At 63.5% G+C, this 1,082-nt stretch carries 1 protein-coding gene; it reads left to right on the plus strand.

What is annotated here, in order from left to right; genetic code table 11:
• Window positions 1-1,082 (plus strand): hypothetical protein (locus ACHBGV_RS10250; protein ID WP_394736277.1); only part of this gene is annotated, 1,082 nt, incomplete at both ends.

A 1,082-nucleotide genomic window follows, 5' to 3' on the forward strand; every position in this document is an offset into this window, starting at 1 on the left:
CAACAACGTGCCGACGGCTGACGTCGCCGATCGGATCTCGGCGGCCTTCCGCGGGGAATACGACTCCCTACAGTCGCTGATCCCGAACATCAACGCCGCCCGCGTCGAGCAGGAGGCTATGGCAGCGACGGGCAAGACGAACGCGCGCGAGCTCACTGCGCAGGAGAAGGCCGCGGCCGTGCTCGCGATCGTCAACAAAGACGGCGCCGCGGCAATGGGCGACTACGCGAAGACGGCCGACGGTGCCGCGAACACGCAGAAGACGCTCACGGCGTCGCTCGAAGATCAGCAGAGCAAGCTCGGCCAGACGCTCATGCCTCTCTGGCAGGACTTCCTCGGCTTCCTCACGGACACGGCGGTCCCGGCCCTCTCGGCGATCGTCGACTGGATCTCGCAGAACGCTTCGTGGCTCGGCCCTCTGTCGCTCGCCCTCGGCCTCGCGACCACGGCCGTCTGGCTCTTCAACATCGCCCTGAACGCAAACCCGATCATGCTCATCATCACGGCGATCGGCGCCCTCGTCGGCGGCATCCTGTGGGTCGCGACGCAGACGACCTTCTTCCAGGACGTGTGGACGAACGTCACCAACGCGATTGGCACGGCGTGGAATTGGCTCTGGACGACCGTTCTCCAGCCCGTCTTTACGGCGATCGGCGAAGTCTTCAACTGGATCTACAACAACATCATCATGCCGATCGTCACCGGCATCATGATCTACGTCGGGCTTTGGGCAGCTGTCATTACATGGCTATGGGAGACGGTGATCTCCCCCGTCTTCGCCGCCATTGGGCAGGCTTTCAACTGGATCTGGAACTCGGTCATCTCGCCCGTCATCGGCTTCATCTCGGGCGCGATCAACAACGTCGGGATCATCTTCGATTGGCTCTATGCGAACGCGGTCAAACCCGCCTTCGACGGCGTGGCCGGCGCCTTTAATTGGGTCTGGAACTCGGTCATCTCGCCCGTCATCGGCTTCATCTCGGACGCGATCAACAACGTCGGGAACACGGTCCGCGACGTCTTCGGCGGGATCGGGAGCTTCATCGGCTCGGCGTTCCAGGCCGCCCTCAACGTCGTGCGCG

This window comes from Streptococcus sp. A34, assembly GCF_043674115.1.
Lineage (GTDB): Bacteria > Bacillota > Bacilli > Lactobacillales > Streptococcaceae > Streptococcus > Streptococcus suis_V.